This window comes from Aeromicrobium sp. REDSEA-S38_B2 (assembly GCF_001628525.1).
Lineage (GTDB): Bacteria > Actinomycetota > Actinomycetes > Propionibacteriales > Nocardioidaceae > Aeromicrobium > Aeromicrobium erythreum.
In genome coordinates, this window is the sequence record NZ_LUNH01000097.1 from 100,586 (window position 1) to 110,894 (window position 10,309).

Here is a 10,309-nt window from a genome sequence, read left to right on the forward strand (position 1 = left end):
TTCGCTCATAGTGCCAGCGCGCGGCTGCGACGTCATGCGTTCCAATAGCTGAAGTCCCACGTTCTGCGTCGGCGCCGGCGGCTCTGCGCGATGATCATCCGATGAGCGAAGAATCCGCGGAACTCGAGCTGCGGCGCCTGATCATGGACGCATTGGCGCGTACCGCTGCCGAGACCGGGACTGTGACCCGAGAGCAATTGAGCGCGCTTCCGGTCGCCGATATGAGCTGGAAGCTCATCGACTACTCGCGGGGGATCCGGAACCCGAAAGAGATGGAAGCGACGCTCACGGTCATGTCGTCGCCGACGGGCCCCTATGCAGATGCGGAGCTCGACGGCAGTCTTTTCCGATACGACTACCGCGCAGGCGGGACCGACGGCGATAACAGGAAGCTGCGTCGCGCCTACGAGCTCGGTAGTCCGATCATCCTCCTGCGGAAGATCGAGCCGAAGATCTACGTTCCGATCTTCCCCGTCTACGTGGCAGCTGACGTCATCGAGGAGCGCTACTTCCTGCTCGCTCTCGATGAGAGCATCCGGTTCCTGGCGGACCCATCCAACCCGACGGAAGCCGAACGCCGTTACATCTCGCGCGTCACGAGGCAGCGCCTGCACCAAGCCGAGTTCCGCGGCCGTGTACTCCGCGCCTACGAAACCCAGTGCGCCGTGTGCGCTCTGCGCCACGGCCGGCTCTTGGACGCAGCGCACATCATCGGAGATTCGGAGGACTCCGGCGAACCGGTCGTCCAAAACGGCCTCGCGTTGTGCAAGATCCACCACGCGGCCTACGACAGTGACATTCTCGGCGTCTCTCCTGACTTCGAGGTCAGGATCAATCCGTCGGTCCTCGAAGAAGTAGACGGGCCCATGCTGAAGTACGGACTTCAGCACATGGACGGGCGTCACATCAAACTTCCGAAGAACCACGGTGACCGGCCCGACGCGGAGCGCCTCGCCGTTCGTTTCGAGCGCTTTCAAGCGACGGGCTGACACCCGAACCTGCGCTCGGTGGTGCATTGACGTGGAACGTCTTTGCCTCGCCGCCTCCGAACGGCTGCAAGCAAGACCTGGCGGGCACCGAGCCCATAGCTCGGTACCCGCCAGGAATGCGGAACACTGTCAGCTGCAGCCGCTGGTGCTGCCGCAGCCCTCGCAGACGTGGCAGGAGCCGGCGGGACGCATCTTGGTGCCGCAGGTCATGCACAGGGGCGAGTCGACGGCGGAGCCGGTGATGACCTCGAGGAGCTCGGCCGACGTGTGCGCCGCCTTCGGGGCGGGCTTGGCCGTGTCGGCCTGAGCCTGCTCCGCGGAGACGTCCGCGGGGACCTCGGCGGTGGTCGCGGCCTCGGCGGTCGCGGCCTCCTTCAGGGTCTCCGGCTGGGTCTCGACAAGCTCTGCAGCCGTCGAACCCTTGCTGATCGGCTGGTGGCTGCCCGTGTCGAGGTAGCGCTGACGCTCCTCGGCCGAGTGGATGCCCAGCGCCGACCGCGTCTCGTAGTCGATGTAGTCCAGCGCCAGACGGCGGAAGACGTAGTCCATGATCGACTGCGCCATGCGGACGTCGGAGTCGTCCGTCAGACCCGCCGGCTCGAACTTGAGGTTCGTGAACTTCTGCACGAACGTCTCCAGCGGCACGCCGTACTGCAGGCCGATCGAGACCGCGATCGAGAAGGCGTCCATCACGCCGGCCAGGGTCGAGCCCTGCTTGCCGAGCTTCAGGAACAGCTCGCCCAGCTCGCCGTTCTCGTGGGCGCCCGAAGTCATGTAGCCCTCGGCGCCGCCGACGCTGAACGACGTCGTGATCGACTGACGCGACTTCGGCAGACGGCGACGGATCGGCTTCTCGACGACGACCGTCTTGACCTCGGGGGTCGCCTCGGCGGTCGCGCTGGCCGACGTCTTGTCGTCCTGGCTCTTCTGCGAGGACAGCGGCTGGCCGACCTTGCAGTTGTCGCGGTAGACGGCGAGCGCCTTCAGGCCGAGCTTCCAACCCTGGAAGTAGACGTCGGCGATCTCCTCGACCGTGGACGTCTCCGGCATGTTGACCGTCTTGGAGATCGCGCCGGACAGGAACGGCTGGGCCGCTGCCATCATCCGCACGTGGCCCATCGGCTTGATCGCGCGGTCACCGACGGCGCAGTCGAAGACCTCGTAGTGCTCGGTCTTCAGGCCGGGGGCGTCGACGACGTGACCCTTCTCGGCGATGTACTCCATGATCGCCTCGATGGTCTCGCCCGTGTAGCCGAGCTTCTTGAGCGCGACCGGGACCGTCTGGTTGACGACCTGCATCGAGCCGCCACCGACGAGCTTCTTGAACTTGACCAGCGAGAAGTCGGGCTCGATGCCCGTCGTGTCGCAGTCCATCATGAAGCCGATGGTGCCGGTCGGGGCGAGTACGGACGCCTGGGCGTTGCGCCAGCCGTTCTTCTCGCCGATCTTCAGGTTGTCGGCCCACTGCTTGGTGGCCTCACGCTGCACGGCGATGTCCATCGAGTGCATCGTGCGGATGTCGTCGTTGGCGGCGAGGTGCTTGCGCATGACCCGCGTGTGCGGGGCGGCGTTCTGCTGGTAGCCGTCGTACGCGCCGACGACACCGGCCAGCTCGGCCGAGCGACGGTAGGACACGCCGGTCATCAGCGACGTGATCGACGCGGCCAGCGCACGGCCGCCGTCGGAGTCGTACGCCAGGCCCGAGGCCATCAGCATCGCGCCGAGGTTGGCGTAGCCGATGCCGAGCTGACGGTAGGCCTTCGTGGTCTCGCCGATCGCCTCGGTCGGGAAGTCGGCGAAGCAGATCGAGATGTCCATCGCCGTGATGATCAGCTCGACGCTCTTGACGAACCGCTCGACGTCGAACGTCGTGCCGTCCTCGGAGAGGAACTTGAGCAGGTTCAGGCTGGCGAGGTTGCAGCTGGAGTTGTCGAGGTGCATGTACTCCGAGCACGGGTTGGACGCGGTGATGCGGCCCGTCTCCGGCGTCGTGTGCCAGTCGTTGATCGTCGAGTCGTACTGGATGCCCGGGTCGGCGCAGGCCCACGCGGCCTTCGCGACCTTGCCCCACAGCTCCTTCGCGTCGATCTCCTCGATGACCTCGCCGCTCGTGCGGGCGCGCAGGCCGTAGGAGGTGCCCTCCTCGACGGCACGCATGAACGCGTCGTCGACGCGGATCGAGTTGTTGGCGTTCTGGTACTGGACGCTGGTGATGTCCTCGCCACCGAGGTCCATGTCGAAGCCCGCGTCGCGGAGCACGCGGATCTTCTCCTCCTCGCGCTCCTTGGTCTCGACGAACTCGACGATGTCCGGGTGGTCGACGTCGAGGACGACCATCTTGGCCGCACGACGCGTGGCGCCGCCGGACTTGATGGTGCCGGCGGACGCGTCGGCGCCGCGCATGAAGGAGACCGGACCGGACGCGGTGCCGCCGGAGGAGCGGAGCAGCTCCTTGGACGAACGGATGCGCGAGAGGTTGAGGCCGGCGCCCGACCCACCCTTGAAGATCAGACCCTCCTCGCGGTACCAGTTGAGGATCGAGTCCATCGAGTCGTCGACGGCGAGGATGAAGCAGGCGCTGACCTGCTGCGGGCTCGACGTGCCGACGTTGAACCAGACGGGGCTGTTGAAGCTGAAGACCTGGTGCAGGAGCATGTGGGTCAGCTCGTGCTCGAAGACCTCGGCGTCGGCGTCGGTGGCGAAGTAGCCGTGCTCCTTGCCCGCCTTCGTGTAGGTGAGCACGACGCGGTCGAGCAGCTGGCGCAGGCTCTGCTCACGCTCGGGCGAGCCGACGGCACCACGGAAGTACTTGGTGGTGACGATGGTGGACGCGTTCACGCTCCAGAAGTCGGGGAACTCCACGCCACGCTGCTCGAAGACGGTCTCGCCGGTCTTCCAGTTGGTCTGCACGACGTCGCGACGCTCCCACGTCACGGCGTCGTAGGGGTGCACGCCCTCGGTGGTGTACACGCGCTCGATGGACAGGCCCTTGGCCTTCCGTGCACGCGCGCGCCCGGACTGTGCCCGGCTCGTCGATCCGTCGACCGTCTCCGTCATGAGATTGCTCCTGTGGTCTCGCTGAGGGTGTGTAAAAGGTGGGCCCGAGGCTCAGGCCGTGCTGCTGTGGTGCGTCCGCTCGTCCCGCGGGACGAGCAGTGGTTCAGGGGTGCTGCGTGGTGCTGTCGTGCTCACGGGGCTCGTCACGGTGGGCCGTGTGCTCGGCGAGCTCCCCGTCGGCCGCGCGAGCCATGAGCTCGGCGATCTCGGTCGCGAAGTCGTCGACGGAGTCGAACGCCTTGTACACGCTCGCGAACCGCAGGTAGGCGACCTCGTCGAGACACTTGAGCGGCTCGAGGATGGCCAGCCCCACCTCGTCGGCGGCGATCTCCGCCGCCCCGCTCTCGCGCAGCGCGTCCTCGACCTGCTGGCCGAGACGTGCGAGGTCGTCGTCGGAGACGGGGCGACCCTTGCACGCCTTGCGGACACCCGCGACGGCCTTCTCGCGGTTGAACGGCTCGGTGGCGCCGGAGCGCTTGAGCACGGTGAGCTGCATCTGCTCGATGGTCGTGAACCGCTTCTGGCAGTTCCCACAGACGCGCCGTCGGCGGATGGCGCCGCCGTCGTCGGCCACGCGCGAGTCGAGCACGCGGGTGTCGCCGTCCTTGCAGAAGGGACAGTTCATCGTGCTCTCCTCTCGGTGGGCTGATCGGGTCGGTCGGGGCCGACCGACCTGGGGACGGATCTGGGGATTCCCGGTGGATTCCCCGTCATTCCTGTGGGTAACTCATCGTTCTCTGTGGGACTAGATGTGGAGAACTACATCGGTGTAATCACTAGATGTAGTGGCTACGGTACGCCTCGGCACAAGGTCGTGCAAGCCAGTCAACCGATCTGCTCCGACAAATTCGCAGGGGTCGCATTTGCGCAGGTCAGGGCGCTACGACTCCTCCTGCACGGCGCCCCGGAGCGCGTGTCGCGGGACGTCTCGTCAGCGGATCCAGCCGTTCTGTTCCATCTCGGAACAGGAGCGAGCAGGATGGGTCCATGACGATCCGCCTGAACCCGTACCTCAACTTCCGCGACCAGTCGCGCGCGGCGCTGGAGTTCTACCACTCCGTCCTCGGAGGCGAGCTGACGATCGCCACCTTCGGCGACTACGGCATGAGCGACGACCCCGAGCGGGCCGACCTGGTCATGCACGGCCACCTCGTGTCCGACGCCGGGCTGGACATCATGGCCTCCGACACGCCACCGGGTGGCGACGACCCCGCGATGGGCACCGCCATCAACATCGCGCTCACGGGCGACGACGAGCGCCTACGCGACTACTTCACCGCGCTCAGCGACGGCGCCGAGGTCGTGGTGCCGCTGGCGCCCGCGCCATGGGGCGACGAGTTCGGCCTGCTGAACGACAAGTTCGGCGTGGCCTGGCTGTTCAACGTCACGACGTCCTGACCCGGACGCCTAGGAGGTCCGGACGCGCAGGTACGCCAGCGCCGCGTCGACGAGGTCGTGCGCGGCCTGACGGCTCCGCACGGCATTGGCGAGCGCCTGGCGCTTGAGCTCGGCCGGCGACGAGCCCTCCGCGCGCACGAGCGCGGCGTCCTCGTCGACCCAGCGGGCGAACGTCGCCGTCGTGACCTCGGGGTGGAACTGCCAGGCGATGACCCGCCCGCCGAAGGCCTCGTCCACGAAGCACTGCGGCCCGAACCAGGAGTGGCCGAGGACGGTCGAGGTCGGCGGCGGGGCCAGCACGTCCTGGTGGAACTGCGCCCACGGGCCCTCCGGGCAGAGCACCTCGTCGATCGTGTCGATGCGCTTCCAGCCGGCCTCGGCTCCGTCGCCGCGGTACGACGTGCCGCCGAGGGCTCGTGCCGCGAGCTGGGCGCCGTAGCAGATCGCCATCACGGGCGTCCCGGTGCCGACGGCGACGCGGACCATGTCGGACTCCTGCTCGACGACCGACTCCCACCGCGGGTCGTGCGCGGAGCGCTCCGAACCGAGCAGGAGCAGCAGGTCGACGCCGTTGGCGTCCCAGTGCGGCGGAAGGTCGTCGCGGTCGAGCCAGTCGATCTCGGCGCCGAGCTCCTCGAGCCGCTCCAGCACGTGCCCGCCGTCGCGGTCGGTCGCATCTGCGACGACGTGGACGACCAGGGGGTGCGCGTCAGGTCCGGGAGCCATGCCCCCATGGTGCCCGACGCGCGGGGCCGGACGGCCGGGTCACTGGTAGACCGGGACCGCCAGGTCGGAGCCGAGCTGCAGGTCACCGGCGCTCGGCAGGGAGTTCATGCGCATGATGTCGTCGACCGTGTCGCGCACGTCGCCCTCGGGGTTGGCCTCGGCGGCGATCTGCCAGAGGGTCTGCCCCTCCTGGACGGTGACGACGCGCGTGGCGGGCACGGCGCCGGCCTCGTCGGTGGCGACCGTGGAGGAGCCGAGCACGACCGCACCCACGGCGAGCGCGGCGATGACCGCGAGCACCAGCACCAGGCGACCACGGCGGGTCAGCCGGACAGGAGCGGCAACGGCGGGACGACGCAGGCTGCGACGGTCGTACGTGGTGATCGAGATGGTGCTCATGGGGGCCTCCGGGGAAGGAAGAGGATCGTGCGAGGTCTGGTGTGTCGATCGAACGCCTGCCGATGTCATTCGAACGTCGGTCCTCCGCGGGCGGTTGCTCAGCGAATCCGGCGAACAGATGTTCGATCGAACACGTGTACGACTGTAGGGGAAGGTGCCGACAAAAGCAGCCCCCTGTCGAACAGGATGTCGATCTCTGCCCGGTCACCACTGCGATTCCAGGCAGAAGTCATGCGAAGAAATGTTCGATCGTGACCGATGACACCCGTCCCTGCCACCGTTTTCAAGCTCGAGCGCACCCGCGAGGAGCCCCGTGGAGGGTCTTGTTCGAACGGCGACACGCTGTCGAACATGTGTTTGTAAACGTCCTTCCCGAGGTCTAGCGTGGTCCCCATGAGCGACGACACCCCAGCCGACGACCCAGCCGACGACGCTGTCGACCCGTCCAGCGAGGCCCCGCGCCGCGGCCGCCCGAAGGGCTCACGCAACTCCGTGCGCGAGCTCCCCGACGGACCGGTCGACGAGATGACCGGTCTCACCGGACGCCAGCAGAAGATCCTCCACTTCATGCGCGACCAGATCGAGCAGCGCGGCTACCCGCCGAGCATGCGTGAGATCGGCGGCGCCGTCGGACTGGCCAGCACGTCGTCCGTGGCGCACCAGCTGCGGGTGCTGGAGCGCCTCGGCTACGTCAAGCGCGACCCCAACCGTCCCCGCGCGATCGAGATCTTCCTGCCCGAGGTCGTCAAGGCCCGACGGACGCTCAGCTCGGCCGACGACTCCCTCGTCGACGAGACGGGATTCGGCGACCAGCGCCCCGAGGCCACGTACGTGCCCATGGTCGGGCGGATCGCCGCCGGCGGGCCGATCCTCGCCGAGGAGCAGGTCGAGGAGATCTTCCCGCTCCCCCGCACGCTCGTCGGTGACGGCACGCTGTTCCTGCTCGAGGTGCGCGGCGACTCGATGGTCGACGCCGCGATCTGCGACGGCGACTACGTGGTCGTCCGACAGCAGCCGGTCGCCGAGAACGGCGAGATCGTGGCCGCCATGCTCGACGGCGAGGCCACTGTCAAGACGTTCCAGCGCAAGGACGGCCAGGTCTGGCTGCTCCCGCACAACGACGACTACTCCCCCATCGACGGCACCCACGCCACGATCCTGGGCAAGGTCACGACGGTCCTGCGTCGTCTCTGAACCCTGTCCTTTGGTCGCCGTCGCCCGACCCGCAGACCCCGCGCCGTGAGGTGCGGGGTCTGCGTGCTCTCGGGGCCCTCAGGTGTCGAGCCGCTGCAGCGCGCCGAGCACGGCAGCACGGTCGGTCGTGCGCCACAGCGGCGGCAGCGACGCAGCCAGGAAGCTGCCGTACCTGGCGGTGACGATGCGTGGGTCGAGGATCGCGACCACGCCGCGGTCGTCGGTGCGCCGGATCAGCCGTCCCGCACCCTGGGCGAGGAGCAGCGCTGCATGCGACGCGGCGACGCTCATGAACCCGTTGCCGCCCCGCTTCTCGACCAGTCGCTGACGGGCGCTCATCAGCGGGTCGTCGGGGCGAGGGAACGGCACCCGGTCGATGACAACCAGCCGACAGGTGTCGCCCGGCAGGTCGATGCCCTGCCACAGCGACAACGTGCCGAACAGGCTGGTCTCCTCCTCGGCGGCGAACCGGCGCGTCAGCTCCGACAGGTGCGCATCGCCCTGGCAGAGGATCTCCCGCCCCGGCAGGCGCGTGCGGACGCCCTCGGCCGCGGCCTCCGCGGCGCGACGTGAGGAGAACAGCCCGAGGGTCCGGCCACCGGCGGCCTCGAGGAGGTCGGCGATCTCGTCGAGCTGCGCGTCGGTGATGCCGTCGCGTCCAGGCGGAGGCAGGTGCTTCGCGACGTAGAGGATGCCCTGACGTCGGTAGTCGAACGGCGAGCCGACGTCGAGCCCGGTCCACCGGTCAGCATCGTCGCGCCACAGGCCGACAGACGCGGCCACGGGCTCGAACCCGCCGCCGACGGTCAGCGTGGCGCTGGTGAGGACGACGGTCTTCTCCTCGAACAGCTTGTCGCGCAGGCTGCCCGAGACGTCGATGGGTGCCACGTGCAGCACCGGTCCGCGAGCGTCCGACATCCACAGCACCTCGGTCTCGCGCAGGGACGCCATCCGGTCGGCGACCAGGCGGATCTCCTCCAGTCCGGCCTTGGCCTGCTGCCGTGCGGCATCACCCTCGACCTCCGCCTTCTCGCGAGGGAACGCCGACAGGCAGGCGCGTGCGGCGTCGCGCACGCGCGCCAGCGCCTCGTGCAGCTCGTCGACGACGTGGTCGATCCGCCCTGGCTGGACGCCGGCCAGCGCGGCCGCGAGCGCGTCGCCCGCGTCGCTGAGGTCGTCGGTCTCGCCGTCGGTGTAGGGCCGTCCGCGCCGCGCGGCACGTTCGACGATGGCCGGGTCGAGGTCGGCGGTCGCTGCCTGGGTGACCCGGGCGGCCAGTTCGTGCGCCTCGTCGACGACGACCGCGTCGTACTCCGGGAGCATGGGCACGCCGTCGATGGCGTCGATGGCGAGGAGCGCATGGTTGGTGACCACGACGTCGGCCGTCGACGCGGCCTCCCGCGCGAGTTCGACGAAGCACTCGGCAGCGTGCGGGCACCGCGTGGCACCGAGGCACTCGCGGTGCGTGACACTGACCTGCCGCCACGCACGGTCGGTGTGCGAGGGTGCCGACTCGCGGTCGCCGTGCGACCCGTCGCCGTTCCCCCGCTGGGTGGCGAGCTCCTCGGCCCACTCGCGCAGCTCGAGCACCTCGGCACCGAGCGTCCCCTCCGGGACGTCGACGAGCGTGCCCTGGTCGTCGGGCACCCCCTCGCGCACCCGGTGCAGGCATGCGTAGTTCGAGCGTCCCTTGACGACGGCGTAGCTGGGTGTGGTGCCGAGCACCTCGTGCGCACCCTTCACCAGGGCGGGAAGGTCGCGCTGCACGAGCTGGTGCTGCAGGCCCAGCGTGGCCGTGGAGACCACGACACGCTTGCGGTGCAGCAGCGACGGCACGAGGTACCCGAGCGACTTGCCGGTGCCGGTCCCGGCCTGCACGAGGAGGTGGCGCCCGGACTCCAGCGACTCCGCGACCGCCTCCGCCATCGCCACCTGCCCGGGTCGCTCCGTGCCCCCGACCGCCCCGACCGCGGCGTGGAGGACGTCGCGGACACTCGGGCTGTCAGGCATGCCAGCGAGCCTAGACGGCCCCCTCCGCACCGTCGGTCGGGTGTCCACAGGACGCCGTCGGCCCGCCCCGAGCGCTGCGAAGAGTTTTCGTGGTCAAGCGGCGAGACCTCCCGCTGGTCGAGTAGCAGCACGCGCGAGGAACGAGCGTCGTGCTGCGTATCGAGACCACCCGGCAACGGCCCAGCGCGAGCCGGCTCCCAGCGAAAGCCCAGAGTGGTCTCGATACACCTCCCCTCGCTAACGCTCGTGGAGGCACTCGACCAGCGGTGGGTTCGCTGGTCGAGTAGCAGGGACGAGCTTGCGAAGTCCCTGCGTATCGAGACCACCCGGCAACAGCTCCGCGCGGACCAACCCCCAGCGACGGCCCAGAGTGGTCTCGATACGTCGGGCTCAGGCTCGTTCCTCGCCAAGCCCGACTACTCGACCAGCGGTGGGTTCGCTGGTCGAGTAGCAGGGACGAGCTTGCGAAGTCCCTGCGTATCGAGACCACCCCGCAACGGCCCAGCGCGAACCGACCCCCAGCGAAAGCCCAGAGT

At 68.8% G+C, this 10,309-nt stretch carries 8 protein-coding genes; 3 read left to right on the top strand and 5 right to left on the bottom strand.

What is annotated here, in order from left to right; all coding sequences use genetic code 11:
* The first annotated feature begins 101 nt into the window (after positions 1 to 101).
* Positions 102 to 989 (top strand): HNH endonuclease, encoded by an 888-nt coding sequence (locus tag A6Q81_RS16235; RefSeq protein WP_286691107.1) that lies wholly within the window; start codon positions 102 to 104, stop codon positions 987 to 989.
* Positions 990 to 1,118: 129 nt separating this feature from the next.
* On the opposite strand, the gene A6Q81_RS16240 is transcribed toward A6Q81_RS16235, so the two are convergent.
* On the bottom strand, positions 1,119 to 4,046 hold the full coding sequence (locus A6Q81_RS16240) for a vitamin B12-dependent ribonucleotide reductase (RefSeq protein ID WP_286691108.1): 2,928 nt from the start codon (positions 4,044 to 4,046) through the stop codon (positions 1,119 to 1,121).
* A 103-nt stretch (positions 4,047 to 4,149) separates the two neighbouring features.
* Entirely contained in the window at positions 4,150 to 4,671 is a 522-nt protein-coding gene (gene nrdR / locus A6Q81_RS16245) for a transcriptional regulator NrdR (protein ID WP_286691109.1), read from the bottom strand.
* Between the two features lie 362 nt (positions 4,672 to 5,033).
* On the opposite strand from nrdR, the gene A6Q81_RS16250 reads away from it, so the two are divergent.
* Positions 5,034 to 5,444 (top strand): VOC family protein, encoded by a 411-nt coding sequence (locus A6Q81_RS16250; protein WP_286691110.1) that lies wholly within the window; start codon positions 5,034 to 5,036, stop codon positions 5,442 to 5,444.
* 9 nt (positions 5,445 to 5,453) lie between these two features.
* Here the strand turns inward: A6Q81_RS16250 and A6Q81_RS16255 are convergent, their stop codons facing one another.
* Together A6Q81_RS16255 and A6Q81_RS16260 are read right to left on the bottom strand one after the other, a co-directional pair.
* Entirely contained in the window at positions 5,454 to 6,170 is a 717-nt protein-coding gene (locus A6Q81_RS16255) for a type 1 glutamine amidotransferase (RefSeq protein WP_286691111.1), read from the bottom strand.
* Between the two features lie 39 nt (positions 6,171 to 6,209).
* Positions 6,210 to 6,569, bottom strand: coding sequence for a LysM peptidoglycan-binding domain-containing protein (locus A6Q81_RS16260; protein WP_067856903.1), 360 nt, complete (start codon positions 6,567 to 6,569; stop codon positions 6,210 to 6,212).
* A gap of 393 nt (positions 6,570 to 6,962) precedes the next feature.
* Here A6Q81_RS16260 and lexA point away from each other — a divergent pair, with 393 nt between their 5' ends.
* Positions 6,963 to 7,763: a transcriptional repressor LexA gene (gene lexA / locus A6Q81_RS16265; RefSeq protein ID WP_083516344.1), complete on the top strand. Its 801-nt coding sequence runs from the start codon at positions 6,963 to 6,965 to the stop codon at positions 7,761 to 7,763.
* A gap of 78 nt (positions 7,764 to 7,841) precedes the next feature.
* On the opposite strand, the gene A6Q81_RS16270 is transcribed toward lexA, so the two are convergent.
* Positions 7,842 to 9,773, bottom strand: coding sequence for an ATP-dependent DNA helicase (locus A6Q81_RS16270; RefSeq protein WP_286691112.1), 1,932 nt, complete (start codon positions 9,771 to 9,773; stop codon positions 7,842 to 7,844).
* Between the last annotated feature and the right edge of the window lie 536 nt (positions 9,774 to 10,309).

Excerpts from the sequence above, each read along its gene's own strand:
- A6Q81_RS16235 (WP_286691107.1), top strand. The coding sequence starts at position 102 with ATGAGCGAAGAATCCGCGGAACTCGAGCTGCGGCGCCTGATCATGGAC.
- A6Q81_RS16240 (WP_286691108.1), bottom strand. The coding sequence starts at position 4,046 with ATGACGGAGACGGTCGACGGATCGACGAGCCGGGCACAGTCCGGGCGC.
- nrdR (WP_286691109.1), bottom strand. The coding sequence starts at position 4,671 with ATGAACTGTCCCTTCTGCAAGGACGGCGACACCCGCGTGCTCGACTCG.
- A6Q81_RS16250 (WP_286691110.1), top strand. The coding sequence starts at position 5,034 with ATGACGATCCGCCTGAACCCGTACCTCAACTTCCGCGACCAGTCGCGC.
- A6Q81_RS16255 (WP_286691111.1), bottom strand. The coding sequence starts at position 6,170 with ATGGCTCCCGGACCTGACGCGCACCCCCTGGTCGTCCACGTCGTCGCA.
- A6Q81_RS16260 (WP_067856903.1), bottom strand. The coding sequence starts at position 6,569 with ATGAGCACCATCTCGATCACCACGTACGACCGTCGCAGCCTGCGTCGT.
- lexA (WP_083516344.1), top strand. The coding sequence starts at position 6,963 with ATGAGCGACGACACCCCAGCCGACGACCCAGCCGACGACGCTGTCGAC.
- A6Q81_RS16270 (WP_286691112.1), bottom strand. The coding sequence starts at position 9,773 with ATGCCTGACAGCCCGAGTGTCCGCGACGTCCTCCACGCCGCGGTCGGG.